The following is an 817-nucleotide window of genomic DNA, read 5'->3' as shown; positions in this document are numbered from 1 at the left end:
GGATGTTGTGACGGCAACGCCATGCCGAATTCAACAAAAAACTGCTATTCAGCCAAAAATGTTGTTACTACACATTTTCTGCGCCTAAATTTCACCCATTATAAATCAATGACTTATATCCATTCGTTCTCCATCCGTTCTCACCCCACTGTCCAACTCGGGTATTGGTGTTTCTCCAAGGCCCGGTAAAGGGTGGCGCGGTGGACGCCCAGCAAGCGGGCAACCTCGGCCACGGGTTTGCCGTCCACCTCGATGAGCTGACGGGCATGAGCGATCTGCTCGGCCGCGAGAGCAGGCCGCGGCCCAAAGCGCACACCGCGCGCCTTGGCTGCTATCCTGCCAGTGCTGGTACGTTCGACGATAAGGGACCGCTCGAAATCGGCCATGCCGGCGAACACGGTCAGCACCATGCGGCCGGCCGGCGTCGTGGTATCGGCCCACGGCTCGGCCAGTGAGCGCAAGCCGGCGCCAGCCTCTTTGATACGCTCGGCAATATCCAGCAGATCGCGGGTGGAGCGGGCAAGCCGGTCCAGGCGCGTGACCGTCACCACGTCACCGGCACGCAGGTGATCGAGCAGGCGTGCCAATTCTGGCCGGTCACGCTTTGCCCCGCTAACCTTCTCCTCGAAAATCCGGGTGCAGCCGGCTTCGCGCAGCGTCGCGCGCTGCTGGGCGAGATCCTGGCCCTGAGTGGAGACGCGGGCGTAGCCGATCAAGGGGCCGGTTGCAGAATCGTTCATGAACTTCCCTGTCGCACGTTATGTCGCGTAATGAATACGACTTGCGACAAAGATATGCGACAGGAAAAAACCAGGCA

The 817-nt window shown here is 60.1% G+C and carries 1 protein-coding gene; it reads right to left on the bottom strand.

The window, feature by feature from the left end:
- Positions 1 to 140: 140 nt before the first annotated feature.
- Complete coding sequence (locus tag APM_RS18795; RefSeq protein WP_007424977.1) at positions 141 to 740, bottom strand: recombinase family protein; 600 nt, start codon at positions 738 to 740, stop codon at positions 141 to 143.
- Positions 741 to 817: the final 77 nt, after the last annotated feature.

It is taken from the genome of Acidiphilium sp. PM, assembly GCF_000219295.1.
GTDB classification, from domain to species: domain Bacteria; phylum Pseudomonadota; class Alphaproteobacteria; order Acetobacterales; family Acetobacteraceae; genus Acidiphilium; species Acidiphilium multivorum.
The sequence above is the reverse complement of the archived record's forward strand: the minus strand, read 5'-3'. Positions and strand labels throughout refer to the sequence as shown.